The following is a 558-nucleotide window of genomic DNA, read 5'->3' as shown; positions in this document are numbered from 1 at the left end:
GGAACAGCGGCACGGCGACGAGGACGAAGTTGGAGCTGGGCCCCCACAGCGTCTGCCCGGCGAACAGCCACCAGGGCCGGTCGCTGAACATGAAGCCGATGAGGAAGGCGAGGATGCCCAGCACGGCCGCCACATAGACGCCCGAGCCGAAGAACACGATGAAGACGCCGATGAGCATGAGTATCTCGGCGACGGGGACGGCTGCGGTGCCGGCGGCGGCGAAGACGAGGACGCCGAGCAGGGCCAGCAGGAAGACGACGGCGATCATAGATGGTGCCTCATTTCTTCTTTTTCTGAAGAAAAAGAACGTTCTTCATTCCCGTGCCATCCCGACCGCGTCCAATGCCTCGGCGGTCTCGTCCTCGAAGCTGCGCGATGCCAGCAGCGTGTCCAGCCGCGCGGGCTCGCCCGCCAGCAGCGCCGCCAGGCTTTCCAGCAGCAGGGCCGCCACCATGATCACGAACATGACCAGCCCCGCGAGCCAGATGCCCTGCGGGATGACCATGGCGATGCGCAGCGCCGAGTTGTCATGCGCGTCGAACAGCAGGCTCTCGTCCA

2 protein-coding genes are annotated in these 558 nt (G+C 65.4%); both read right to left on the bottom strand.

Translation table 11 applies throughout. The annotated features are described in order from the left end of the window. Nucleotides 1-268 (bottom strand): hypothetical protein (locus EOD42_RS25630; protein WP_456308135.1); only part of this gene is annotated, 268 nt, incomplete at its 3' end. Between the two features lie 45 nt (nucleotides 269-313). Further along, nucleotides 314-558 (bottom strand): hypothetical protein (locus EOD42_RS26115; RefSeq protein ID WP_206020473.1); only part of this gene is annotated, 245 nt, incomplete at its 5' end.

The sequence above is a fragment of the Rhodovarius crocodyli genome, assembly GCF_004005855.1.
GTDB lineage: Bacteria > Pseudomonadota > Alphaproteobacteria > Acetobacterales > Acetobacteraceae > Rhodovarius > Rhodovarius crocodyli.
Note: the sequence above shows the minus strand (reverse complement) of the source record. Positions and strands in the feature narration are given on the sequence as shown.